This is a genomic window from Anaerotignum sp. MSJ-24 (assembly GCF_018918145.1).
Taxonomy (GTDB): Bacteria; Bacillota; Clostridia; order Lachnospirales; family Anaerotignaceae; genus Metalachnospira.
The window spans coordinates 19,278-43,221 of record NZ_JAHLPX010000004.1 but is presented as its reverse complement, the minus strand read 5'-3'; the positions used below and the strand labels follow the sequence as shown (position 1 = coordinate 43,221).

26 protein-coding genes are annotated in these 23,944 nt (G+C 38.6%); 5 read left to right on the top strand and 21 right to left on the bottom strand.

Annotated elements, in window-relative coordinates; translation table 11 throughout:
• Positions 1 to 11: 11 nt before the first annotated feature.
• From KQI66_RS03385 to KQI66_RS03345, 9 genes are all read right to left on the bottom strand, one after another.
• The gene (locus tag KQI66_RS03385; protein ID WP_216427272.1) at positions 12 to 413 is read right to left on the bottom strand and encodes a hypothetical protein; all 402 of its coding nucleotides are present in this window, start codon (positions 411 to 413) and stop codon (positions 12 to 14) included.
• Between the two features lie 20 nt (positions 414 to 433).
• Positions 434 to 1,762: an aminotransferase class III-fold pyridoxal phosphate-dependent enzyme gene (locus KQI66_RS03380; protein WP_216427271.1), complete on the bottom strand. Its 1,329-nt coding sequence runs from the start codon at positions 1,760 to 1,762 to the stop codon at positions 434 to 436.
• Positions 1,763 to 1,789: 27 nt separating this feature from the next.
• Positions 1,790 to 2,953 carry a PucR family transcriptional regulator gene (locus KQI66_RS03375; RefSeq protein ID WP_216427270.1) on the bottom strand — a complete coding sequence of 388 codons (1,164 nt, stop codon included), beginning with the start codon at positions 2,951 to 2,953 and terminating at the stop codon, positions 1,790 to 1,792.
• A 30-nt stretch (positions 2,954 to 2,983) separates the two neighbouring features.
• The gene (gene preA, locus KQI66_RS03370; RefSeq protein WP_216427269.1) at positions 2,984 to 4,438 is read right to left on the bottom strand and encodes an NAD-dependent dihydropyrimidine dehydrogenase subunit PreA; all 1,455 of its coding nucleotides are present in this window, start codon (positions 4,436 to 4,438) and stop codon (positions 2,984 to 2,986) included.
• 52 nt (positions 4,439 to 4,490) lie between these two features.
• Positions 4,491 to 5,894: a dihydropyrimidinase gene (gene hydA / locus KQI66_RS03365; protein WP_216427268.1), complete on the bottom strand. Its 1,404-nt coding sequence runs from the start codon at positions 5,892 to 5,894 to the stop codon at positions 4,491 to 4,493.
• 27 nt (positions 5,895 to 5,921) lie between these two features.
• Positions 5,922 to 7,034 (bottom strand): ABC transporter substrate-binding protein, encoded by a 1,113-nt coding sequence (locus tag KQI66_RS03360; RefSeq protein WP_216427267.1) that lies wholly within the window; start codon positions 7,032 to 7,034, stop codon positions 5,922 to 5,924.
• A 111-nt stretch (positions 7,035 to 7,145) separates the two neighbouring features.
• Positions 7,146 to 7,964, bottom strand: a complete 819-nt coding sequence (locus tag KQI66_RS03355) for an ABC transporter permease (RefSeq protein WP_253287648.1) — start codon at positions 7,962 to 7,964, stop codon at positions 7,146 to 7,148.
• Positions 7,965 to 7,976: 12 nt separating this feature from the next.
• Positions 7,977 to 8,801: an ABC transporter permease gene (locus KQI66_RS03350; RefSeq protein ID WP_216427265.1), complete on the bottom strand. Its 825-nt coding sequence runs from the start codon at positions 8,799 to 8,801 to the stop codon at positions 7,977 to 7,979.
• A 39-nt stretch (positions 8,802 to 8,840) separates the two neighbouring features.
• Positions 8,841 to 9,635 (bottom strand): ABC transporter ATP-binding protein, encoded by a 795-nt coding sequence (locus KQI66_RS03345; RefSeq protein ID WP_330654988.1) that lies wholly within the window; start codon positions 9,633 to 9,635, stop codon positions 8,841 to 8,843.
• Positions 9,636 to 10,106: 471 nt separating this feature from the next.
• Between KQI66_RS03345 and KQI66_RS03340 the strand changes: the two genes are divergently transcribed.
• Positions 10,107 to 10,481 (top strand): CidA/LrgA family protein, encoded by a 375-nt coding sequence (locus KQI66_RS03340; protein ID WP_216427264.1) that lies wholly within the window; start codon positions 10,107 to 10,109, stop codon positions 10,479 to 10,481.
• Positions 10,474 to 11,181, top strand: a complete 708-nt coding sequence (locus KQI66_RS03335; protein ID WP_216427263.1) for an LrgB family protein — start codon at positions 10,474 to 10,476, stop codon at positions 11,179 to 11,181. The genes KQI66_RS03340 and KQI66_RS03335 overlap by 8 nt, the downstream gene beginning before the upstream one ends.
• 43 nt (positions 11,182 to 11,224) lie before the next feature.
• Here KQI66_RS03335 and KQI66_RS03330 read toward each other — a convergent pair whose 3' ends face one another.
• The 11 genes from KQI66_RS03330 to KQI66_RS03280 form a co-directional block, all read right to left on the bottom strand.
• Positions 11,225 to 11,926, bottom strand: a complete 702-nt coding sequence (locus tag KQI66_RS03330) for a hypothetical protein (RefSeq protein ID WP_216427262.1) — start codon at positions 11,924 to 11,926, stop codon at positions 11,225 to 11,227.
• Positions 11,927 to 11,931: 5 nt separating this feature from the next.
• Complete coding sequence (locus KQI66_RS03325) at positions 11,932 to 12,999, bottom strand: hypothetical protein (RefSeq protein WP_216427261.1); 1,068 nt, start codon at positions 12,997 to 12,999, stop codon at positions 11,932 to 11,934.
• Between the two features lie 184 nt (positions 13,000 to 13,183).
• Positions 13,184 to 13,786 carry a recombinase family protein gene (locus KQI66_RS03320; RefSeq protein ID WP_216427458.1) on the bottom strand — a complete coding sequence of 201 codons (603 nt, stop codon included), beginning with the start codon at positions 13,784 to 13,786 and terminating at the stop codon, positions 13,184 to 13,186.
• Positions 13,787 to 13,857: 71 nt separating this feature from the next.
• Positions 13,858 to 15,222, bottom strand: a complete 1,365-nt coding sequence (locus tag KQI66_RS03315; protein ID WP_216427260.1) for an MATE family efflux transporter — start codon at positions 15,220 to 15,222, stop codon at positions 13,858 to 13,860.
• A 38-nt stretch (positions 15,223 to 15,260) separates the two neighbouring features.
• Complete coding sequence (locus KQI66_RS03310; protein WP_216427259.1) at positions 15,261 to 15,797, bottom strand: TIGR00730 family Rossman fold protein; 537 nt, start codon at positions 15,795 to 15,797, stop codon at positions 15,261 to 15,263.
• A gap of 124 nt (positions 15,798 to 15,921) precedes the next feature.
• The gene (locus KQI66_RS11485; RefSeq protein ID WP_216427258.1) at positions 15,922 to 16,470 is read right to left on the bottom strand and encodes an ANTAR domain-containing response regulator; all 549 of its coding nucleotides are present in this window, start codon (positions 16,468 to 16,470) and stop codon (positions 15,922 to 15,924) included.
• 214 nt (positions 16,471 to 16,684) lie between these two features.
• On the bottom strand, positions 16,685 to 17,434 hold the full coding sequence (locus tag KQI66_RS03300; protein ID WP_216427257.1) for an ABC transporter permease: 750 nt from the start codon (positions 17,432 to 17,434) through the stop codon (positions 16,685 to 16,687).
• Positions 17,424 to 18,182 (bottom strand): ABC transporter ATP-binding protein, encoded by a 759-nt coding sequence (locus KQI66_RS03295; RefSeq protein ID WP_216427256.1) that lies wholly within the window; start codon positions 18,180 to 18,182, stop codon positions 17,424 to 17,426. The genes KQI66_RS03300 and KQI66_RS03295 overlap by 11 nt, the downstream gene beginning before the upstream one ends.
• Before the next feature lie 2 nt (positions 18,183 to 18,184).
• Positions 18,185 to 18,847 (bottom strand): thiaminase II, encoded by a 663-nt coding sequence (gene tenA, locus KQI66_RS03290; RefSeq protein WP_330654986.1) that lies wholly within the window; start codon positions 18,845 to 18,847, stop codon positions 18,185 to 18,187.
• Between the two features lie 19 nt (positions 18,848 to 18,866).
• Positions 18,867 to 20,333, bottom strand: coding sequence for a 4-alpha-glucanotransferase (gene malQ / locus KQI66_RS03285; RefSeq protein WP_216427255.1), 1,467 nt, complete (start codon positions 20,331 to 20,333; stop codon positions 18,867 to 18,869).
• 12 nt (positions 20,334 to 20,345) lie between these two features.
• Positions 20,346 to 21,707 carry an MATE family efflux transporter gene (locus KQI66_RS03280; protein ID WP_216427254.1) on the bottom strand — a complete coding sequence of 454 codons (1,362 nt, stop codon included), beginning with the start codon at positions 21,705 to 21,707 and terminating at the stop codon, positions 20,346 to 20,348.
• 213 nt (positions 21,708 to 21,920) lie between these two features.
• Between KQI66_RS03280 and KQI66_RS03275 the strand changes: the two genes are divergently transcribed.
• From KQI66_RS03275 to KQI66_RS03270, 3 genes are all read left to right on the top strand, one after another.
• A complete protein-coding gene (locus KQI66_RS03275) occupies positions 21,921 to 22,064 on the top strand; it encodes a hypothetical protein (protein ID WP_216427253.1) in 144 nt (47 codons plus the stop codon).
• Positions 22,065 to 22,153: 89 nt separating this feature from the next.
• Positions 22,154 to 22,282 (top strand): hypothetical protein, encoded by a 129-nt coding sequence (locus KQI66_RS11385; protein ID WP_256441568.1) that lies wholly within the window; start codon positions 22,154 to 22,156, stop codon positions 22,280 to 22,282.
• Between the two features lie 483 nt (positions 22,283 to 22,765).
• Positions 22,766 to 22,909 carry a hypothetical protein gene (locus tag KQI66_RS03270; protein WP_216427252.1) on the top strand — a complete coding sequence of 48 codons (144 nt, stop codon included), beginning with the start codon at positions 22,766 to 22,768 and terminating at the stop codon, positions 22,907 to 22,909.
• A 287-nt stretch (positions 22,910 to 23,196) separates the two neighbouring features.
• Here KQI66_RS03270 and KQI66_RS03265 read toward each other — a convergent pair whose 3' ends face one another.
• Positions 23,197 to 23,910 (bottom strand): FadR/GntR family transcriptional regulator, encoded by a 714-nt coding sequence (locus KQI66_RS03265; protein WP_216427251.1) that lies wholly within the window; start codon positions 23,908 to 23,910, stop codon positions 23,197 to 23,199.
• Positions 23,911 to 23,944 lie beyond the last annotated feature (34 nt).

The window sequence follows — 23,944 nt, the reverse complement described above, 5'->3', positions numbered from 1 at the left end:
AACACCCTTTCTTATCTGGATTTCTGCTCGGGAGTTCTTGTGCAGTTCTCCAGCAGCTCTATAACTTCCTTTGCCGTAATCTCAAACGCCCTTGTTTCTTTAGGATTGTCCTCTTCAAAGACAAGAACAAATTTTGTTTCCCAGTCGTTTATATTTACAAGCTTAGGCATATTTACCATTCCAAGTTTTTTCTGAATATCAAATTTACTTCTTACAAAGCCGTATATCATTCCGTCCCAGGGCACATCAAAGCTAAGCATGCCGGCTGTTTTTTTCTTTAAGGTGATTGCCACAGGGAGTTCTGAATAGCCGGCTGAAAATTCCCACTGGGGCGGCATAACCGTACGAAATTTGTCCGGTGTTATATATTCCGAAAGTGCCGTTTTGGTTATATTTTCGTAATGCTTTGCCATAAACAAACTCCTTCCCTATGTTAAATCATCTTGTCAACTTCATCAAGAACTTCGTCAACCTTAACCATTTCCTCTTTTACCTGTTCGGGAGTAATGATAAGCGGAGGTGAAATAAGAATCATGTTTTCATGTGAATAGCACATGAATTTCTTTGCCTTAAGCATACCGATTATCTTGCCCATTATGCCTTCGGGATCCTTGCCGTATTCAACAAGAGGTTCTTTAGTGGCTTTATCCTTAACAAGCTCTATCGCCGAGAAAAGTCCGATATATCTTACATCGCCTACGCTCTTATGCTTAGCCTTAAGGTCTTCAAGTATTTCTCCGAGAACCGCACCCGATTTATTTACGTTTGTGAGAATATCAGCATCTTTATAATAGTTTACGCATGCAACGCCTGCCGCACAGGCAAGAGGATGTCCGCTGTATGTAAGTCCGCATGAAAGAAGGTGGTCATCAAAGAATTCCGCAATCTTTTTGCTTACAACAACACCGCCGAGCTGTACATAACCGCATGTAACGCCTTTTGCAAAGGATACAATATCAGGCTTAACATCAAAGTTTTCAAAAGCAAACATCTTTCCTGTTCTGCCCCAGCCTGCCATTACTTCATCACATATCATCATAATTCCGAATTCATCGCAAAGCTTTCTTACTCCGGGAAGATAGCCTTTGGGAGGAATGATGACACCGTTTGAGCCTGTGATTGTTTCCATTACGATTGCGGCAATGCTGTCCGGGCCTTCATATATAATCTGCTCTCTGAGCTTTCCTACATAATATTCGCTTGCCTCTTCCTCCGACTCAAATTTGATTTTTTCACGATAAACATAAGGATCGAAGAATTTTATAAATCCGGGAGCACCGGGCTCAAGAGGGTATCTTCTCGGCTCGCCTGTAAGGTTTCCTGCTCCGTATGTTGAACCGTGATAGCTTCTGTATCTTGAGAAAATTTTCTGTCTGCCTGTATACATTCTTGCAATCTTAACAACATTTTCGTTTGCGTCCGCACCGCCGTTTGTGAAGAATACCTTACCCATGTTGTCCGGCATAAGGTCAATAATCATCTTTGCAAGCTCGCCTCTCGGTTCTGCACCGTAGCTCGGTCCTAAGTAGCAGTATTTTTCGGTCTGCTCCTTGATTGCGTCAATTATCGGACGGCAGCCATGACCTACATTAAGGTTTACAAGCTGGCTTGACATATCTGTATATCTGTTTCCGTCAAAGTCCCACATATATATTCCTTCTGCCTTTTCGATAGGAATAGGATTGATGTCCTTCTGCTTGCTCCATGACTGTAAATTATATTTTTTGTGGTACTCTTTGATTTTATCTGCTCTTTCACTCATAATAATTACCTCCGTTTTTAATTATTTTTATAAATAATCAAGTAAATCCTTAATTTTATATGCTATCAGAAATTCAGCCTTTGCCTCTGCATCGAGCTCTCCGCCGAGTATTTCCCGAATCTGCTTGATTTTGTAGTTAATTGTATTTCTGTGTACATGGCTTTTTTCGGATACCGTCTTGACACTGCTGTAGCTTTCAAGATAATCCTTGAAGGTTTCCACATAATCCGTATTGTTTTCCACATCGTAATCAATAAGCGGTGCAAGCTGACGGTTTACGAAGCTCTTCAATATTTCCTTGTCTTCAACTCCGAATATAAGCTGATTCAGTCCGATATTTTCATAATACTCAAGACCTGTTGATTTACTGCATGCCGTATAATAAGCCGCTCTCGCCTGTTTATAGAGTGCATTTATTGACTCCGGACCGCTTTTTTCATCGGAAACACCCATGACAAGCGTCATATTTCCGGCATCTATGCTTTTCTGTATTGTGTCTGCCATACGCTTTATCTGTGCGTCACCGCAGTTCTGTTTTATTACAACAAGTCTGTGGTGCATAACAAACATTGCAGTTGATGCGGCTGTACGTGACAACAACTTCCACAGTCTTATATGATTGTTCCCGACAAAGGTTTCCGTAACCTTTTTGTCCTTAAGCATAAAATCCATTACCGCAACTCTGTATTTGTTTTTGGAATGAAAGCCCATTTTTTTGAGAGCGTCGGTATATTCATCGGTAATCCTTTCGCCGGAAATAATCGCTTTAAACGCCTCTGTTGCCGAAATCTCGCTTTTTTCATTTTCTATAATCATTCGGCACATATCATAGGTTATGTCTATTATCTTCACTTCCCAAGGAAGTGTAAAAAGCGGAAAACCGTTTCTTTCGCAATAATCCACAACCACAGTCGGAACCTTTTTTATATACGGCCCTAAATTCATAACAAGTCCCGCCGCATTATGCTTTTGAAGTCCCTGAACAAATTCAAGTATTTTGTCTGCCGTATCAAGCCTTCCTATACCTGTTGTGAATATAAGCTCATTTCCGTGAAGGAAGTTCGGAACTTCACTGTCCTCAACCATATGTACCCAGCGAATTACGTTTTTGAGTCCGTCCTTTCCGGCAACAAGCTTCATATTATATTTTTCCTCAATGCTTATATACAGCTTGTCAAGTGTTACCGCCATAGGCATTCACCTCCGTACATTGCTCTTCGCTTATCTTCTGTCCATTCTTTTGCTTATTCCTATCGCTCCGACAGGACAGACAAGCTTACATAACAGACAACCTACACAGTTTTTGTTAAGAACGGGAGCTCCGTCCTTCATTGTCAATGCCTGATGGCCGCCGTCATAACAGGAAACGGCACATCTTCCGCAGCCGACACATTTTTTCTTATCAAAAACAGGATATACTGTTGTCTTTCTGTTGAGCGTATCAGGTGAAACCATCATTGACGCTGCACTTCCGACCATATCTTCAAGCTTATCTATGCCCTTGCGGTACATATAATCCGATAAGCCTTCAATAAGATCATCTATTATTCTGTAACCGTACTGCATAACAGCAGTTGTTATCTGTATGTTTCCACAGCCGAGAAGTATAAAGTCTGCCGCATCTTTCCATGTTTCTATGCCGCCCATTCCGCTTATGGGAACGCCTTTGAGCTTATCGCACTTAACCAGATCGTTTATAAATCTGAGTGCTATCGGCTTAACCGCTTTTCCCGAATAGCCCGAAACGGAATTTTTTCCGTCAACCGGCATAAGCGGCTGCATATTTTCAACATCAAAGCCTATTACGCTTTTTATTGTATTTATTGCGGCAATGCCGTCTGCTCCGGCTTTAACGGCCGCCATTGCCGGAATTTCCATATTTCCGATATTCGGAGTCATTTTTGCAAGCACCGGAAGCTTAGTTCCTTTTTTAACTGCCGCAGTATATTCCGCAACCAAATCGGGATTCTGTCCGACATCGGAACCGAGTCCGTGTCCCGTCATATGAGGACAGCTGAAATTGCATTCTATAATATCCGCTCCGGCCTCTTCACTTAATCTCGCAAGCTCCGTCCATTCTGCTGTGCTCTGTCCCATTATCGAAGAAACAATTACCTTATTCGGATAATTTTTCTTGAGCCTTCTGAACACCTCGAGATTTTCTTCCAAGCCGTGGTCTGAAATCTGTTCGAGATTTTTAAAGCCTACAAACGGTGTTCCTTCCTTGCCGATTGCATCAAATCTCGGCGAAACCTCCTCCGGCTTTAAAAAGCCTATTGTTTTGTATACAACTCCTGCCCAACCCATATCAAAGGCCTTTGCACACATATCATATCCGCTTGCCACAACCGAAGATGAAAGGAAAAACGGATTTTCACATTTAACACCGAGAAATTCTATTGATAAATCCTTCTTATCGTGTTTAACGGCTTTTTCTGTTTGCTCTATTATTTCTTTTATTCTTATAGGCCGGTCATAATGTATACAAGCCTTTTCACAATCTCCGGAACATTTTGCACAAACCTCTTTATCTGCATAAAGTCCGGCACACTTATCGTTTTCAAATCTTACCGCTCTTACCAGTCTTGACGGATCAAAGCCCTTCGGACAGGCCCTTGAACAGGCTCCGTCAACACAGAGCAGACATCTTGACGCCTCCTCATGTATTTTCATCATAACTACCACTGCTCCTAACCTGATGTCAAAATTTAATGTCTGAAAAATTAAATCAATCTATTTTGCACTTCACAAAGCTGCCCCAGCCTTTTTCTCCGACAAACTTTCCGTTATCATAAACAAGTCTGCCTCTTGAATAGGTCTGTACGGGATAACCCTTAAGCTTTATTCCTTCCCATATTGTATGATCGCAGTCCGAGTGCATTTTATCGTTTGTTATCGTAAAATCTATATTCTTGTCATAAATAACTATGTCTGCGTCCTTGCCTATCGCAAGCGAGCCTTTTTCTTTACAGCCAAATATCTTCGCCGGATTTGTCGAGCATATCTCAACTACCTTTGTAAACGGAAGCTTTCCTTCGTTTGCCGCAGAAAGCATATAAGGATACATATTTTCTATGCCGGCACAGCCGTTAGGAATTTTTGTGAAATCGTCCTTGCCCCAATCCTTTTCATATGACTGGAACGGACAATGGTCGGTTGCTATTGTGTCTATATCGCCTCTCTTGATTCCTTCCCAGAGCGCCTGTCTGCTTTCTTCGCCCTTCATGGGAGGTGAGCATACAAAGTTTCTTCCGTCTTCTCTTTTATATACATCACAGGTAAATTCAAGATACTGAGGACATGTTTCCGCATATATTTCATAGCCTTCGTCCTTTGCCTTTGTTACGGCGGCAAGTCCGTCCTTATTTGCAAGATGAACTATGTAAAGCTTTGTTCCTACCGCCTTTGCCCACTGAATGGCTCTTGTGTCTGCCTCTGCCTCAACAAATTCCGGTCTTGACATATAGTGATACCATGCACTTGTTTTGCCTTCCGCAAGAAATTCACTTGTAAGAGTATTTATAATCTCATTGTTTTCCGCATGAACACCGATAAGTGCTCCGCATTCCTTTGCTTTTTTAAGAACCTTGTAAAAAACGCCGTCGGTTACTCCGAAGTCATAAACCATAAACACCTTAAATGAAGGAACTCCGAATTTAACACAATCTTCTATGGAATCAAGAAGCTCACCGCTTACGTCCTTTACCGCCACATGATATGAATAATCAACCGCAGCAGCTCCGGCACAAAGCTTATCTCTTCTCTTTACCGCATCTACCATTGTTTCTCCGAAATCCTGGAGAACAAAGTCAAACACCGTTGTTGTTCCTCCGCAGGCTGCCGCTCTTGTTCCGGCATAATAATCATCGGAGGAAATTGTGCCGCCAAAAGGCATTGCCAGATGTGTATGTGCGTCTATAGCTCCCGGAAGAATCAGTTTTCCTTCGGCATCAACGACATGCTTTGCAAGACTCTCATCTATTTTTCCGGAAATCTCAACTATTTTTCCGTTTTCAATACCAATATCAGCCTTAAACATATCGGAAGCGGTCACTACCGTTCCGTTTTTTATAATCATATCCATATATACCAGCCTCCTTATATGTTGTCTGTTTATTGCTCCGGCAGACATTTAACTGTCCACCGGATAAAATTATGATTATTTCTTATATACAAGTACAAGACCTGATCTCTGATAAATCTGAGCTACCTCAACAAGATCCATGCCTGCCGCATCTGCCGAAATAAGGTTTGATACCCATGTAACACCGAAATCAACTGTTCCGTTCTGAACTGCTGTTGTTTCTCCGATGTCACCACCGCCTGAGATAATGTCAACATTAAGACCAACCTCATCATAGAAGCCTTTTGCTTTTGCCACATAATATCCCATGAACTGGCACTGAGGGAGCCATTTCATCTGAACCTTGATGTCTGTTTTTTCAGGTGTTCCGAAATCGCCTGCTGTTGCCGCTTCCCAATATGATGTATCTCTGATGTCATCAAGTGTAAGTGTCTGGAGCTTTGCTGCTGCCGCAGAGTCATCAAGCTTTATGTACTGCTTAGCAAGGTCAAGTGTCTGCTGCATAGCATCCTCGTCCATCTTGCCTATTTCTGTAACAGTGTTTCCGTTCATATCTGTTTCAACAAGCTTTTTAACCTCTGATGCCATATACGCCTGATGGTCGCTTGATACAGATGAACCGGCTTCATAAACAATCTGTGCCGCCTCTTCGGGATTTTCGCAGGCATATTCCCAGCCCTTGAGTGATGCGGCGACGAATGCTTTTACTGTATTGGGATTAGCCTCTGCAAATTCCTTTGTACAGAAAAGATTATCCTCAAGCATTGCTACGCCTTCATCATTCATATCAATGATTCCGACTGAATCTCCGTAGCCGTAGCCACCTTCGTAATCGTTTTTAACAAGTCCAAGCTCGTTATAAGTCATTGCCGAAGCAAGTGTTATGGAATCGTCATCAAATCCGTCCATTGTAAAGTCTTCAACGAGATAATCCGTTGACTGTCCGTATTTTGTGAGAAGAGCCTGGATTTCATATTCGTTTCCAAGTCCCCAGTTTCCTACCTTTCCTTCCTGAGCGGCTGATATTATTCTTTCCTCATCTGTCATTTCTGCCGATGAATCTGTTGTTTCTTCTGCCGTATTGTCGTTTTTTGCTGTATCGCCTGAAGAAGATGAGCTTCCGCAGCCTGCAAGCATAACAGCAGTAAGACCAAGTGCTGTGATTGTTGTAAATGCTCTTTTTTTCATAATAAATGCCTCCCTTTGATTTTATAGATAAATTTTTAATACTGATACCTTGTGAACTTTAAATAAACATTAAAACAATGTTAAATAACAACCGTTTTTCGGATATTTTTATTATTTTCTATGCCTTTTTGTAAAAATTCCTTCAAATATAATTAAAATTATGTACATCAATATTCCTATAAGACAGGCAACCGCTATATATGCCCAGCCTGCCGAATACTGTGCTATCGAAATGTTATCTCGTATCTGTCTGCCTATTCCCATTCTGTATTCTGCGAAATACTCGCTTACAAGTGCTGTGATAACGCTTGAAGGTACGGAAACCTTTAATGCCGTAAATATGTAAGGAATACTGTTATGAAATCTGAGCTTTTTAAATACCGTCATATTGTCGGCTGCATATGACTTCATAAGATCCAGCGAAAACGGTTTAAGCTCTGTAAGACCTCTGTAAGCGTTTATGCTCATTGATGCGGCACATACAACCGTAACAACCAATATTTTCGCAACCGTACTTCTTACAGATGCTTCACTGCTTACGTCCTTTGTCCAGTTATTGAAAACCGGTGCCAGTGCAACTATCGGTATAGCATTGAACACCGAAAGCACTGTCAATGCTCCTTTTCCGAAGTTGGGAAAACGTGTTGCAAACACCGCCGCCATATATCCGAGAAACGAGCCTGCAATAAGTCCCCATATTATTACCGTCATTGTTGCTGAAAGATTTTCGGATATTTTAGATGAGTTTTCACTCATAATTCCGGCTATTCTTGTCGGTGCGGGAAGTATGTTTGTGTCTGTTTTAAGCACCGTATTCAGCACACCGCATTCCCAAAGTACGAATATAAGAATACCGAAGAGAACCGGATAAAGAACTGACGAAACGGAATTGAAATCTATCTTTTTTCTTTTTAAAGCTTTTTCGCTCATTTCCATACCTCCTTACTCTTCCTGTTTGTTTCCTTTTCTCTTATATGGACAGAGTATATATTCGATAATGCCCATAAGAAGGAAAGAGAAAATTCCTATAAATGCACTTAAGAAAACTATCTGCCAGAATACATATCTGGACATTGCACCTTTAAGTGCCTGTGAAAGCAGACAGCCGAGTCCGATGCCGCCCTGCAATGTATCAACAAGTATTGATGCGGTTATCGCCATAGGTGCCGATATTTTAAGACCAGTGAAAAAATAAGGTATACATGACGGAATCATTGTTTTTGTATAAAGCTGAAACTTTGATGCCGCATACGAAATCATAAGCTCATGCTTTTCCTTTTCCACTGCCTTAAAGCCTGCCAGTGTGTTTGTTGCAACCGGATAAAACGTAAGTATTGCCGCTATTATTATTCGGCTTTTTGAAATATCCTGTGTTATGGCAAATATAAGTGGTGCCATTCCCAGAATAGGTATCATCTGAATTATCATCAGATACGGAAATGCTATTTTCTCAACCGTTTTAAATCTGCTCATAAACAACGCAAGCACAAAACCGAGTGCGGTTCCTATCCCAAAGCCGACCAAAGCTCTTGAAATGGTTGCCTTTGCATTCTCCAGAACCATCTGAACCGCTGTCTGGCTTCCGTTTATTGTGTCTTTGCTGACAACCGATTCTATAATTCCGCTTAAATGCGGAAGAATATTTTCCGGTGATCTTTTTGTAGCCGCAACCACAGTTGCTCCTATTTCCCAGACAATAATCAAAATAACAATCCACAAAACCGTATTGAAATATTTTGATTTGCTTAACCGTTTTAATACACTCATTTTTATGTCACCCTCTTTAATGTCAATTCAAATGTATTGTCAAATTCCTTCACAGCTGTTTCGTACCTTTGCCACATATGCGGTAAATTCCGGAGTGTCCTTTATATCCATTGTTCTCGGTCTTGGAAGATCTACATCTATTACTGCCGAAAGTCTTCCCGGATGAGGAGAAAGCACACATATACGGCTTGAAAGGAAAACCGCCTCCTGGATATTATGTGTTACGAAAATAATCGTTTTATTTGTCTTTGCCCAAATTCTGAGAAGATCCTCATGCAGCTTTTCCTTTGTGAACTCATCAAGCGCCGAAAACGGTTCGTCCATAAGAAGTATCTGCGGCTGTATTGCCAACGCCCTTGCTATGCCGACTCTCTGCTGCATACCGCCGGAAAGCTGGTTCGGATAATGGTTTGCAAACTCTGTAAGCCCTACAATATCCAGCATTTTCATTGCTCTGTCCTCCCGCTCTGCCTTTGGTATGTGCATTATCTCAAGCGGAAGCATTATGTTTTTCTTAACCGTTCTCCAGTCATAAAGCACAGGCGACTGAAAAACTATTCCGTATTTCTTTGAAAGTCTTGCATCTCTCGGTGACTCACCGGCAATGCTTATTTCGCCCGATGTCGGCTGAAGAAGATCGGCTATTATTCTCAAAAGAGTTGTTTTGCCACAGCCGGACGGTCCGAGCAATGATATGAATTCACCCTTTTGAATATCAAGACTTACACCGGTCAAAGCAGTAACATCATGGCCGTCATTTGTTTTATAAACCATTCCTATATCCTTCAGCATAATTTCAACATTACTGTTTTGCATATCAGCCATCTTCATCATTCCTTTCAGCTTTAATAAAAAAAACAGACAACGGCATTTGTTTTACCAAACGCCATTGTCTGTCAATTTTCTCTGTTTAAATTCTGTTTGTCTGCTCACTTGATTTAAAGTATGGTAGTAGTATACAGACAAATTATTTCACTGTCAAAGCTATTTCAAAAAATATACATTTTTGATAATATACCAATTATTTACTATCCATTTTTGTTAAAATCGTACTATAAATTTTGCCTTAATTTAGCCCAAAATGTGCCGTAGCACATTTTAACAAAAACCATTTTTCTCCAAAGCACAAGCAATATATTCACTGCAAGCACAAAATCGGCGCTCTGAAATATTACGTTTTTTTGTGCTATTAAATTATCATCAATAAACTAACCATAAAATATCGTCAAATATACATATTGTGTTTTAATATTTTGCGTTGTATACTATTGGTAGGACAATTTTAACATGATTGGAGTGTTTTAAATGAAATACCTTATGCAATTTGGTATAATCATAGGATTTTCGTTGGTTGGCGAGGTTCTTCATGCGGTTATACCTCTTCCGGTTCCATCAAGTGTATGGGGAATGGTTCTTTTATTCATACTTCTTTGTTTAAAGGTCATAAAGCTTGAACAGGTTGAAGATGCGGCAGATTTTCTCCTCAGCATTATGACGGTTATGTTTGTTCCGGTCGGAGCAAGCCTTATCGAAAGCTTTCCGGCAATCAGGGACAATATCATCGGAATATTTGTAATAATAATTGTTTCCACAATAGTCTGTTTCTTCACCACAGGAAAGGTCGCACAGGCTATCATAAACAAAAAATCCAATGCTTCGGAGGAAAATAAAAATGCTTGAAAATTTATATACAGGGCTTTTCGGCACTGCTTTTTTCGGTATCGGACTTACCCTTCTGGCTTTTAAAATAGGTCTGATGATAAATCAGAAAACAAAAATGGTCATTTTCAATCCATTGCTTATTGCAATAATAATCGTCATAGCCTTTCTTGCGGCAACAGGAATAAGCTATGATACATACAAAGTCGGAGGCTCAATGATACAGTTTCTTCTCACTCCGGCAACAATCGCCCTTGCCGTTCCGCTTTACAGACAGCTTGAGGTGCTCAAGAAAAATTTCAAGGCTATCATATGTGCCATACTCTCCGGCGCAATCGCCTGTTCAATCACCATGTTTGTGCTGGCGAAGGTTTTCAGACTTCCACCGGAAATATATTACGGACTTACATCAAAATCGGTTACTCTTGCAATCGCTCTCGGCATAACCTCCGAGCTTGGCGGTATCGCCGGAGTTACCTGCGTAGGCGTTGTTGTTTCTGGCATAATCGGAGCCGCCTTCGTTTCGGTATTCTCTAAGGTATTCAAGATAACAAATCCCATTGCATTAGGTCTTTCCGTCGGAAATGCCTCCCATGCAATCGGTACATCAAGAGCCATTCAGCTCGACGACCTCGTTGGTGCTATGGGCTCGCTCGCAATAGTTATCGCCGGTGTGCTGACGGTTGTTATCGCACCGATAATGGCAGGGTTGTATGTGTAAAAAAATACAGCTGTGGCAAATAAATTTATGCCACAGCTATTTTTCATTTAGTGATTAATTTAAACAATGAAGTCCATACAACACTTTGGTTAGGAATAACATTACTAATATTGGCAACTATTTCAGTTATATTTACAGCCATTTCAATCAGTGATTTTCCAATGTTATTTTCGTCAAATTCATTATCATTTTTCCCTTTATCTTTAAAAAATTGTTTTAGTTTTTTAATAAACTTTTTCTGATTATCTACATTTTCAAGAGCTAACGCCAACTCTATGTAATATTCCACACGAATCTGAAGTATTTTGCTATTAAGCTGTTTTTCAACATAAGCACCTTTTTCTTCTATGAAATTTTGAATTTCCAAATATAAATTGGGGTCAGGTATATTCATTATAATTTTTTTACTTACTTTGTCATATCTCGCATTTTCAGTTAGCTTAGCAAGAGCTAATTTCCAATCATATTCAATAGGATACACCAACTGATTTTTAATTTTCAAATTTCTTACTCGTTGCTGAGTTATACCAAGATCATGGCTAATCTTATAATCAGAACATTTGTTGTAATCAATAATGCCATCCTCTGAACTATTTTCAGAAACCATTTTTTCGATATAGAAATGAAACATCAATAACTCAATATCAGTTTTTGACATCTGCCCAAAATTAGCATTATAAAAATGCGATGCTATTTCATCAAACATTTTTATTTTGTCTTCTTCAGTAAAATTCACAAATTTCATATTCATCATCTATCCTTTGTCAATTCTTCATTTATTTCATTAACACGTCCTTGTAATTTAATAAGTTCGTCCATAAGATATTTTATAGGCTGTAATACTTCATTTGATTTTTCATCCAATTCTTTTATTTTTTCATCCAATAACTTTTTCTCTTTAAATTTAAAAATCAATAGTTTTTCTTTTTCTTTCTTTGTTTCTTCTATTTCTTTCATAATCTGATTAAATTCCTTATATCTTGGGTCATTTTCAAGTTTTCCTATAATTTCTTTTTGTTTATTTATAGTTTCTTTTTTCTCTTTTTCCAATTTATTTTTCTCATCAGCATGCTCGGACCAATATTTTTTTACTTTTAACATTTCTTTAATTTTAACTACTTGTGATTTAATCATAACAATATCATTCCCAACTGCACTATTTAACCCTCTTTCAATTGCACTTAAAATATCATTTAACATATTATAATTCACGTCATCAAAATATTCACATTGCTTACACACTAAATTGGCAATCATCACTGAAACTGCTCCTACACGTTCTGTATAAAAGCTCTTAGCATAATCATATGATGAAACACGACTAAGACTGTCAGCCACATTAGAATAAACAAGCGTATAAAAAGACAAAAGTTTACTTGTTATTTCATCACACGCTTTCATATAGTTTTCTTTAGGTTCTTGAGTAAGTATTAATTTAAATACCGGTTCAATATTATTACTTAATCTGTTTGCTGCGTTTGCTATTTCAGCAATTTTAATATTACAAGCAGAATAATAAACAGAATAAAAATTTGCTCTCCAATTGTTTGGTTCTTCAATCAAAATTTGTTCATAATATTTAGCTGCCATTTTGCTATCATTTGACTCTTTTGCTCTTTCAGCAAGTTCCTTTAAATTTTTTAATTTTTGTTCATTGTCAACCTTTACCTTACTTCCTGAAACATCGACCTTACCTTCTACCATCATCTTTTTAGCTTCTTCAACAGAATATTTACAGCCACAATACTGACAAACAAATACTCCATCTTTCTTTATTAATTCACTGCTTCCACACATTTCGCATACTAATTGCTTCATTTTGTTTCCTCCTGTTATAAGCAACTCACACACAATATCATTTTCATATAGTGTACTTTTACAAAATTACCAAATGTACTAAATTAAGCTGATTATTATTGAATTTATACTATTTAAGTTATAAAATATCATTATAAATTAAACTTGTAGCCAAGTTTGTAAAAGTACACATTTAGAAATTGTATTACAACCTTTCTATTTTTATTGCTTTTCCATAAAATGTTCCGACCGGCATATTACAAGCCACCGCTGCTTGCTTTAATGTAAGCTCTTTATTTCTCCAAGATTTATGTATTTCCTCAAAATTCTCCGGCAGCGGCTTTTCCGGACGCCCGAATTTAACACCTCTTTTCTTTGCGGCGGCTATGCCTTCAGCTTGTCTTTTTCTTATGTTTTCTCTTTCATTTTGTGCTACAAATGACAACACCTGCAAAACCAAATCGGCAATGAATGTGCCAAGCAAATCTTTGCCCTGTCTTGTGTCCAACAGCGGCATATCAATAACACATATGTCTACTCCCTTTTCCTTCGTCAGTATCCGCCACTGGTTTTGTATTTCTTCATAATTTCGCCCGAGCCTGTCAATGCTCAATATACAAAGCAGATCGCCCGGTTTAAGCTTTTTCATAAGCTTTCTGTACTGTGGTCGGTTGAAATCCTTTCCGGACTGCTTATCGGCATAAATAAAGCTGTCATTTATACCAAATTCGTGCAATGCTATAATCTGCCTGTCATCATTCTGGTCTGTGCTCGAAACACGAATGTAACCGTAAGTCTTATTTTCTATATTGATTACCTCCTTTTAGGCAACAAAAAAGAACTCCATGTTTCCATGAAGTCCTCGTAATGTTTCCTTATTTAAAAATCTCTTGTAAGCTGATTAAGCCACTTCGTACCTTTCATTCTTATTGCACATATTATCGCCTTTGCCGGTTCATCTATCTTCATAAAGAAGAACACAACCGGAACAGGAAAGTGGAACACAAACGCCGTTATAAGTGCCAGCGGAATTGCCAAAAGCCACAGACAGCAGATTTCCGTTGTCATGCAGAATTTTGTATCTCCGGCACCTCGGAGTATTCCCATAATCATCGACATATTTATTGCCGTACATATAGTGATAAACGCAAAGACCGTTATAATCTCGTCGGCAAGTATTTTCGTTTCCTCCGGAACGGAATAGAAGCCGATAAACGTCTTTTTAACGCTCAATATGAACACACAGGCAAGCACACCGAGTATTGCCGAAATCCAACGCAGTGCCGACGCTCTTTCCATTGCCTTTTTCATATTGTTTTCGCCGATTGCCATACCGACAAGCACAGCCGCCGCATTTGCCACACCGATTATTACAACCGTTGAAAGCTGCTGTATTACTCCGGCTATGGAGTTTGCCGCAACCGGATCGCCTGCCGCATATGTAATATGTCCAAGAATGGCCGCCTGTGCCGATGTTGCCAGCGACCACATCAATTCGTTTATAACTACCGGTGAACCGCTTTTCATAACATCTCCGGCAAGAATTCTGTTATGTGTGAAAATATCCTTTACCTTAAATCCAAGCTTCTTATCAATAACAAACAGATATACCAGTGCTATTGCAAACTCAAGTATTCTGGCTGTAAGCGTTGCTATTGCCGCACCCTGTATGCCTAATCTCGGTGCTCCGAGATTTCCGAATATAAGCACCCAGTTCAAAAATACATTTGTACAAAACGACACTATCGATGCAACAACCGAAACCTTAAGCACCTCTATACTTCTCAATGCTGATATAACTGTATTGCTTATGGCAAACGTAAAATACGCATAGCCGAGTATTCTAAGATATTTAACTCCGGCATTAATAATATCCTCATTGACCGAATATATACGCATAACCTTTTCCGGTACGGTCAAAACCGTAACACCGAACAAAACTCCGACCAGTATAGCTACCTTAATAACAAACGAAAACACATCTCGTATCGGCTGCATATCGCCTTTGCCCCAATACTGGGCACAAAGCACAGCCGCACCGCTTGCAATGCCGAAGGTAAGCACCTGGAGTATGAAAAACGGCTGATTTGCCAGCGAAGATGCCGAAAGCAGAACTCCGGTCTGGTCTGCCCTTCCAAGCATTATGGTATCCATCATGCTTGTTCCCAATGTAATAAGATTTTGCAAAGCAATCGGTATCGCTATCGCAAAAATACTTTTCAAAAATTCCTTATCAAATTTCATATCAGTCCACCTCATAATAAAACAGGCTGTTAAAAACATTAATTATTATCCAAAATCGCCTTAATCTCTTCAAGATTTTCAACAAAGTAAATACCCTTCTGTTTTTCCTCCGATGACAGTCCTTTTTCCGTCATATGTTTCAACAGATTTTTTAAATCATCATAATAGCCATTCAAATTGTATACAATACAGGGAGAATCAAGCTGTTTTAACGAAACCTTGGACATAACCTCCGTAATCTCTTCCAATGTACCTGTTCCGCCGGGAAACGCAATAAAAGCATCTCCAAGCTCAATCATCTTTGCTTTTCTCTCCGACATATCCTTTGTTATAATAAGCTCGGTCAGTCCGTCAAACTCAAAGCCTGCATCTATAAAAAACTGCGGTTCAACGCCAATTACATTACTGCCCGTTTTGAGAACGCTTTTTGCAAGCTCACCCATCAAACCGGCTTCCGAGCCGCCGTAAATCAATGTATTTCCGTTTTCACCAATCCATTTGCCGAGCTCACAGACTGCACTTTTCAAAATCGGATCATTGCCTTCATTTGCTCCAAGGTAAACTGTAATATTCACGCTGTTATCCTCCTATAAAACATATTTCGACACATTTAAATCCAAAAAAAGGCAGTCAGACTTTTTAGCCTAACTGCCGGTAGGTACTCACCCAAAGAAATACTACTATAAAAATATTGTGTTGTCAATCCGCTTTTGCCGCATATGCACTCAATATAAGCCTTGCCGTCGATATAAGCTTAAAACCGGAATCCATGCTTCTTTTCTGCATATATCTGTGTGCCTCCGGTTCGGTCATGGAACGCTTTTCCATAAGAAGTGCTTTTGCTTTTAATATTATCTCTTTTTCCTCATCTGAACGCTGTGATTTAATAGACGCTGACTTTGAAACATTAAGATCGATAAGCATTTCGACACTGGACAAAAGCTCAGAGCGTTTAAGCGGTGTAGGAATTTTGCATATGCTTGTGTTCTCACACATATCAAGCATTGTCGGCGGTGCAATAACAAGCACCCTTCCTATATCGCCAATATCGTATGCCAGATCGTCGGCTGTCATATCGGTAAGCTTATAGCCGCATACGACTATTCCTCTGCCCAGTTCACGAACGGTTCTTATTGCCTCTTTGCCGGAACGGCATAGTTTTCTCGGTATATGATTGCCCGATTCAAGAATTTCAGCTATACGGTTGCGGTTATTGTCATTACTGAATGCTACAATTATACTATCCACACCTGTATACCCCCTTGTATCGGCAAATTATAATTATTTATAGAAATATGCAAATACATCATATTTCTCACATTTTAGAAATCAACATTTTCAAGATAATATTGATTATAAAGCCATTAAATGCCACTGTCAATTAAATAAACATATGTCATAAAACCTCAAAAACATACAAATTAGACAAAAAACATCCATATTTCGATACATAAACGGTATATCAAATTTCTTTTCGCCATGTGATAACATTTCTTTCAACAATAGTTATAATCTGAACAACTATCATAGCAACAACTGAAAGCAATACAACCGGTGCAAACACACCTGCACCGTCAAGCTGTGTCATCATTCGTTTACTGAAATATCCGAGTCCGCTTTGTGCTCCGAGCCATTCCGCAATGGCCGCTCCTATTACGCTGAGCGGTATAGCCATTTTTATCGCCGAAAAGAAATTCGGAAGTGCAGACGGAAGCTTTAATGTAAAGAATATATCCTTTTTAGATGCACCATATGTAACAAGCATTTCTTCCATTTCACGTTTTGCGGTTTTAAGTCCGTCAAAAACAGTTATTGTTATAGGGAAGAATGTTATCAATATGGTTACAAGCACCTTGCTCCATATAGAATATCCAAACCAAAGTATGAATAACGGTGCTATTGCCGTTGTCGGTATTGTCTGCGATGCAATTATTATAGGGTACAATGCTTTTTCTGCCTTAGGGAATGCATCCATAAGAACAGCAAGAAGTACGCCCAAAACTATTGATATGGCAAGGCCTATAAGCGTAACTCCCATTGTTGCCGGAAGATGAACCTTAAACAGCGGAACTCTTAGCTCCCAAAGCTTTTTAATTACCTCAATGGGTGTAGGAAGTATATATGTAGCATTAATGCCGAGTGCTATACATTCCCACGCTATAAGCAATATGAATGTAAGTATAAGCGAAGGAAGATTTAATTTATTTTTCATATGTATACCTCCTTCTGAGCTTAGATATAAGCATTTCTTTCAAATCGGCAACCTCCGGACGTTTAAGCGCTTCTCTTTTTCTCGGATAGTCCATAGGGACCTCAACACTTTCCATTGATGAAAATGGCTTATCCTGAATTACAAAAATCCTTTTCGACAGGAATACTGCCTCTTCAACATCGTGTGTAATAAATATTACTGTTTTGCCGGAATTTTGCCACTGTTTGAGCAGCCATTCCTGCATATCTACTCTTGTCAGATAATCAAGTGCCGAAAACGGCTCATCAAGCAGCAGCATATTTGCACCGGCAACAAGAGTTCTTGCAAAAGCCACTCTCTGCTTCATACCACCGGACAAATCCTTAGGATATTTCTTTCTGTAATCTATCAGACCTACCTGATTGAGCACCTCAGTACAGCGTTTTTCCTGCTCGTCCTTAGGCACTCGCATTATTTCCATAGGAATACATACATTTTTTTCGATTGTTCGCCAAGGAAAAAGCATGTCCTTCTGAGGCATAAACGAGCTGTAATTTTTCTGCTCTGTTATAAGCTTTCCGTCAACGTATATTTCTCCGCCCTGCGGCTTTTCAAGCCCGTTAATAAGTCTGAACAACGTGCTTTTTCCGCAGCCGCTTGCACCTATTACCGAAACAAATTCGCCGTCATTGACTGTAAAGCTTAAATTTGTCATCATAGGCTCTTCATCAATATCATACTTAAACGAAACATTTTTAAATTCAAGCATAATTATATCTCCATTTTATATGACATATCCCAAAAAGCATATTCAAATCTACTGCAATTAACAAACACTTCTTTAAGATAAGCCTCTTTTTCTTCTGTTATATTTTCACCGAGTTTATTTACAAGATCAATAATCTCCTGTGTATTTGCCTTATAATCATCAGATGTATAGCCTTCTATCCATTCGCCGAAGGTTTCGTTTTCGATAGCTCCGGGAACCTTGATATGGTTCTCGCCTATAACCTGATAGCTCCATGCACAGCTTAAAACAGCCACAAGAATATCCAGTGCATCGCCCTTAAACGCAACATCAAGCATATATGAAGTATATGACTGATTCATAAGCGAAGTTTTTGAATTTTCAACCTCTTCATGTGTGATACCAAGTCTTTTCATATAGCTTTTATGAATATCCATTTCTCCGTCAAGAGTTTCCTTTACCATAAGTGCAAACTTACGCATAAGCTCTTCATCACGGCTTTTTACAACGCCGAGCGAAAATACTTTAGCATACTCAAGCAGATAACGGTAATCCTGAACCATATAAAATTTGAACTTTTCTATATCAAGTGTTCCGTCGGCAAGTCCTTTTACAAACGGATGCTCAAGATAGCTGTTCCATATGTCCTCAACCGATTTATAAAGTCTGTCAGCAAGTTTCAACAAAATCAAATCCTCTCTTAATTTATCGTCCGTAAAGCTCTGTTATTTTTGCTATTTTTTCAGCAAGCTCGTCTGTACAAGCCTGTTTTTCCATTCGCCACTTCCAGTTTCCGAAGGCTTTTCCCGGTATATTTGTCCGGCTTTCGCCTCCAAGCTCCAGATAGTCCTGCATCTGGGCAACAAACAAATCCGCAACCGACGCCATTCCTCCGAAAATAATCCCGTAATTAAAATTCGAATTATCGTCTATGCGGAAATATTCCTTTGCGAAGTCCGTTTCTTCCTTATCGCCTTCCGTAAGCCATTCCTTTAATGTAGCATTGTCATGTGTGCCGCAATAGCAGACACAGTTTCTATCATACTTATGCGGAAGATAATCACTGTTTCTGCTTGAATCAAAAGCAAACTCAAGTACCTTCATGCCCGGAAAGCCTGATTGTTTAAGCAGTTCTCTAACATCATCATCAAGTATGCCTAAATCCTCGGCTATTATATTTATTCCGCCGAACCATCCCTTCATTCGATTAATAAAATCTATTCCGGGACCTTTCCGCCATTCTCCGTTTTTTGCTGTCTTTTCATCGGACGGTACTGCCCAGTATGCCGAAAGACCTCTGAAATGGTCTATCCTTATTATATCAAAAAGCTTGTTTGCACCGTCTATTCTTCTTATCCACCAGCCGTAGCCGTCCTCTTTCATTTTGTCCCAGTCGTATAAAGGATTGCCCCAAAGCTGTCCTTCCTCCGAAAAATAATCGGGAGGTACTCCGGCAACATCAAGCGGCTTATAATTTTTATCAAATGCAAAATTTTCGGTTTCAGCCCATACGTCTGCTGAATCCATTGCAACATATATAGGAAGATCACCTATTATTTTTATTCCGTTATCATTGGCGTATTTTTTCAGCCTGTTCCACTGGCTGAACGCTATATACTGCACAAAGACATAAAATCGTATTTTGTCAGAAAGCAGATTTTCGTAATACGCAACCGTTTCTTTGTTTTTCAAACGAATATTGTCCTGCCATTCGTTCCACGGAAGCATATTGAATTCTTCCTTAAGTGCCATATATAAGGCATAGCTATGCAGCCATATATTCTCTTTTTCAAATTCTTTGCTCAATGAAAGCAATTCACTGTCTGCATTTTTATATGCTGTTCTAAGCACATCAAGCTTATGCTTATCAAGCCGCTCATAATCAACATATTTCTCATCTGTATCAAGGCATTTGCAGTCGTCCTTTGTAAGCAGACCTTCATTAATAAGCTCGTCCAGATCAATGAAATACGGATTCAGTGCAAATGTCGAATAGCTTGAATACGGCGAATTTCCACAGCCTGTTTCTCCCAATGGAAGCACCTGCCAGTATTTCTGCTTGGATTTTTTCAAAAAATCTACAAATTTATATGCCTCTTTTCCGAATGTTCCTATTCCGTATTCACCGGGAAGAGAAAACACCGGCAAGAGTATTCCGCTTGCTCTTTCCATATAAACCTCTCTTTAAATAAGCTTTAAGTTCATCCACTTTCCGTTTCTGTAACGGGTAACAAAGAATATAATTCTTACAAACCAGTCGATAATCATTGCAATCCATACGCCAATAACGCCGAGATTGAAATATGCTCCCATAAGCATACCAAGACCTATTCTTATTGTCCACATTGAAATAACGCTTACTATCATTGTATATTTTGCATCGTTTGCGGCTCTTAATGTATTGGGGAGCGTAAACGAAAGCGGCCATATTACCATTGCAAAGCTGCCATGAAGCGTAAGTATCTTTTCGGCAAGCGCTCCGGTTTCCGGCGAAAGGTTATAGAGCTTAACAACCTCCGGAAGAAGTGCAAGTATAACAACATTTACAATAATCATCAATATATATGTAATCTTAAGTAATTTTTTAGTATAATACTTAGCCTGATCGTATCTGTCCGCACCGACGCAATGGCTTACAACCGTAACAACCGCATAGCCTATTGCCATACCCGGCATACACTGGAAGGTGCATACTGTATTTCCGACAGCATTTGCCGCAACGGAAACTGTTCCGAGTCCCGAAACAAAGCTCAAAAGAATAATTTTACCGAGCTGGAAAAGGCTGTTTTCAACTCCGTTGGGAATACCGATACACAATATTCTTTTGACCATTTCGCCTTCAAGCTTAGGATTGAGTTTCTCACTCATATGTATTGTAAGCGATTGGTTTTTCAAAAGCCTTACTATTACAACTGCCGCCACAATTCTCGAAACAAGCGTAGGAATAGCAACACCTTCAACTCCTCTGTGGAAACCGTAAATAAGTATCGCATTACCGGCAATATTTATTACATTCATAAGCATCGAGGTATTCATGGATATTTTTGTATTTCCCATAGCTCTGAACATAGCCGCTCCAAAGCAATAAATAGCAACAAACGGAATATTCGCAAAAACTATAAGAAGATAAATATCCGCATAATGCTTAACATCAGGCTCTATCCGTCCGAAAAGTGTATTCAGTATAAAGCCTCTGCCAACATACATTAATATCATTATCGCAACCGAAACAATAACGAGAAGATTTAAAAGCTGGTCACAGGTACGACATGAATCCTTCGGTCTTTTGCCGCCGAGATACTGTCCGGCAACAACAGCTCCGCCTGTTGCAATCGATGAAAATATATAAAAAAGAAGTATATTTATCGAATCGACAAGAGATACCGCCGAAACAGCCGCTTCACCGACGGAAGCAACCATAACCGAATCGGCAACGCCGACCGTAACAGTCAGAAGCTGTTCGATAAGCAGAGGAAAAATAAGCTTTTTCAAATCCGCTTTAGAAAAAAGGAGTTCGTTTTGATTGATTTTTAAAGTACTGTTCATAATTCATTTCTCCAAAATAAGCATTTATTTTTAAATGCAAAGTCATAGATATTATACTCCATTTTCTGGTCAAATCAAAGAATTTTATATAGTGCATTAAAGCTTTTACTTTTTTAAAATATTTTCAAAAAAGGTATTGACAAGTTCGATAATTGGTAGTACCATTTAATTAAAGAATTGGTAGAACCAATATACATGAAAGGAGCAATTATTATGAGAGAAAAGAATTTATTTACAAAATCAACAACATTTGATCTTGACTATTTATTTGATAAGCCCACTAAAGCTTCTTCAAGAAATCACAACAGCTTAAATAAAAACAGCAGGGATATTTTTAACAAAGAATTATCGGAATAAGACATCCGTTTAAATACACCTGATGATATATGTGCAACACACCCGCACATATATCTTCCCCATTTGTAAAAGCAAAGGAGTAATACATAATGAAAAAAGCAAAAGGCAAAAAACAGCTTGAAGACATGACTTATAAATTATCTGCATATACATACACGCTTATACTGTTATGTATCATGGCAACAATAGCATTCAAGCTTTTACATTTATTATTTTAAGCCACAGAATGTGGTTGAACCAATCCGAACACCGTATAGACAATTTGAACAGTAAATTACTATTCAAGCAAATCTTTCGCAGTGTAGAAATTATGGTAAAGTATTAATATAAAAGCATAAAACTCAAAACAATGTTTGTTTTGTACATATTATACCAAGCAACGCTTTATGTTTTATGTATATTTTAACCTAAAAAATAAAAAATAAAAAAACTTAAAAATTAACAAAAAAAGTATTGACAAATCAGTTCAATGGTAGTACCATTAACTCATCAAAAGGAAATTGGTAGAACAACTAAGAAAGTGAGGCGAAAGTTATGACAACAACATCAATCGGGTACTATGACATCAGAAATAATTTATCACCTGCATCTCTTAGACAGATTCGTTGCTCAACAGATTTTACTGAGCAGCCGAAAGAACGTAGATACTTTGTAACTAATAAAAATTTTTAATACATATTTAAATTGAAAGGATGATTTATATGAGACATTTCACAAATTCTAACACATTCGACGTAAACTTTTTATTCAACGCACCTCACAACAATGAAGTAAGAGAAAAACACGAAGCTCACAAGTTCAACAACGAAGCAATGTTTGATGTTAAAGAACTTTTCGAGAAATAATTAAAACAAACGATTTTAATAAGTGTTAATGAACATTATATATCCATGAATCAGTATTAGTATCCATATTCCCCAATCCATCAGATACTAAGTAAAGCAACTCCCGGTTTGTAAAACAAACCGGGAGTTGCTTTTTGTTAGAAAAATCTAAGCAGGAATTACTAATCGATATTATTAAAGGGGAAAATATCAATTTCATTTGTAATTATGATATAACATAGCATTCTGTAAGTCAATACCAAAAAACGACAGACACATAAAATGTCTGCCGCCATAATTATTAATTATTATAAATATCTATCGATTATATCATAATGGGTATTAACCGCAAGAACGCCCTTCTGTTCATTTCTTTCTATAAGTGCCTTCATCATCTCAACATGCATAACAGTGATAACATCACCCTGATTTTTTATGACAAGGTTACGTGCTTTAAAAATAAATTTATCCATTATTTCCGACAAAGCATCATTAATGATAACGAACAATTCATTCTTGGAATATTTAGCAATCATAAGATGAAATTCCTTATCGACAAATGCGGCCTTATCCCTTTCAATAGACATATACTGTGCAAAGAAATTATTTACCTCTTCTATTTCTTCATCACTTATATTTCTTACAGCAAGTCTGATTGCCTGAATATCAACAGCTCGTCTGAGCATACTTATCTGTTTATCATCAATCTGCTTGAGCATGAACATCATCGCAAATGACTGCTCAATATTTTTTCTCAAATCTCCCGTAAGATAGTTTCCGGAGCCTTGTCTGCACTCTATCATCCCCATATTATCAAGAGTACGCAAAGCCTCTCTTACAGAATTTCGGCTAAGCTCCAGCTTTTCGGAAAGCTCACGCTCTGTCGGAAGCTTCTCTCCGACCTTAAATTTTCCGTTGCTTATATTTTCTTTAACAAAATTAAGCACTTTAGAATAGGCTTTTCCCTTAAGCTGGTCAACCGCCGATTCCTCCATGATTTCTTCTTTTTTATCCGTACCCATACCTATCACCTAATTTATATTTTCTCTGTTGTTA

Coding starts and splice junctions, on each gene's coding strand:
- KQI66_RS03385 (WP_216427272.1), bottom strand. CDS start 413: ATGGCAAAGCATTACGAAAATATAACCAAAACGGCACTTTCGGAATAT.
- KQI66_RS03380 (WP_216427271.1), bottom strand. CDS start 1,762: ATGAGTGAAAGAGCAGATAAAATCAAAGAGTACCACAAAAAATATAAT.
- KQI66_RS03375 (WP_216427270.1), bottom strand. CDS start 2,953: ATGGCGGTAACACTTGACAAGCTGTATATAAGCATTGAGGAAAAATAT.
- preA (WP_216427269.1), bottom strand. CDS start 4,438: ATGATGAAAATACATGAGGAGGCGTCAAGATGTCTGCTCTGTGTTGAC.
- hydA (WP_216427268.1), bottom strand. CDS start 5,894: ATGTCTGCCGGAGCAATAAACAGACAACATATAAGGAGGCTGGTATAT.
- KQI66_RS03360 (WP_216427267.1), bottom strand. CDS start 7,034: ATGAAAAAAAGAGCATTTACAACAATCACAGCACTTGGTCTTACTGCT.
- KQI66_RS03355 (WP_253287648.1), bottom strand. CDS start 7,964: ATGAGCGAAAAAGCTTTAAAAAGAAAAAAGATAGATTTCAATTCCGTT.
- KQI66_RS03350 (WP_216427265.1), bottom strand. CDS start 8,801: ATGAGTGTATTAAAACGGTTAAGCAAATCAAAATATTTCAATACGGTT.
- KQI66_RS03345 (WP_330654988.1), bottom strand. CDS start 9,635: ATGATGAAGATGGCTGATATGCAAAACAGTAATGTTGAAATTATGCTG.
- KQI66_RS03340 (WP_216427264.1), top strand. CDS start 10,107: ATGAAATACCTTATGCAATTTGGTATAATCATAGGATTTTCGTTGGTT.
- KQI66_RS03335 (WP_216427263.1), top strand. CDS start 10,474: ATGCTTGAAAATTTATATACAGGGCTTTTCGGCACTGCTTTTTTCGGT.
- KQI66_RS03330 (WP_216427262.1), bottom strand. CDS start 11,926: ATGAAATTTGTGAATTTTACTGAAGAAGACAAAATAAAAATGTTTGAT.
- KQI66_RS03325 (WP_216427261.1), bottom strand. CDS start 12,999: ATGAAGCAATTAGTATGCGAAATGTGTGGAAGCAGTGAATTAATAAAG.
- KQI66_RS03315 (WP_216427260.1), bottom strand. CDS start 15,222: ATGAAATTTGATAAGGAATTTTTGAAAAGTATTTTTGCGATAGCGATA.
- KQI66_RS03300 (WP_216427257.1), bottom strand. CDS start 17,434: ATGAAAAATAAATTAAATCTTCCTTCGCTTATACTTACATTCATATTG.
- KQI66_RS03295 (WP_216427256.1), bottom strand. CDS start 18,182: ATGCTTGAATTTAAAAATGTTTCGTTTAAGTATGATATTGATGAAGAG.
- malQ (WP_216427255.1), bottom strand. CDS start 20,333: ATGGAAAGAGCAAGCGGAATACTCTTGCCGGTGTTTTCTCTTCCCGGT.
- KQI66_RS03280 (WP_216427254.1), bottom strand. CDS start 21,707: ATGAACAGTACTTTAAAAATCAATCAAAACGAACTCCTTTTTTCTAAA.
- KQI66_RS03275 (WP_216427253.1), top strand. CDS start 21,921: ATGAGAGAAAAGAATTTATTTACAAAATCAACAACATTTGATCTTGAC.
- KQI66_RS11385 (WP_256441568.1), top strand. CDS start 22,154: ATGAAAAAAGCAAAAGGCAAAAAACAGCTTGAAGACATGACTTATAAA.
- KQI66_RS03270 (WP_216427252.1), top strand. CDS start 22,766: ATGAGACATTTCACAAATTCTAACACATTCGACGTAAACTTTTTATTC.
- KQI66_RS03265 (WP_216427251.1), bottom strand. CDS start 23,910: ATGGGTACGGATAAAAAAGAAGAAATCATGGAGGAATCGGCGGTTGAC.